At 43.5% G+C, this 214-nt stretch carries 1 protein-coding gene; it reads right to left on the bottom strand.

What is annotated here, in order from left to right:
• On the bottom strand, window positions 1–214 hold a 214-nt coding region (locus ACVCZW_RS00130), incomplete at both ends, for a hypothetical protein (RefSeq protein WP_452231296.1).

The following is a 214-nucleotide window of genomic DNA, read 5'->3' on the forward strand; positions in this document are numbered from 1 at the left end:
TGTTCCTGCTGCAACTGTTCCATTTACTGGTATCGTTACTTCCGTTGGTTCTGTTCCTTCTGTTAATGTTACACCTGTTGGTAAAGTAGTTGTATCTACTACGATATCTACTGTTCCTGCTGGTACTCCTTCTATAGTATACGTTCCATCCGCCGCTGTAGTTGCTGTTGGCTCTCCTGCGTCTAATACGCCATTGCCATCTAAATCTGCAAAT

The organism is Lacinutrix sp. MEBiC02595, from assembly GCF_053601555.1.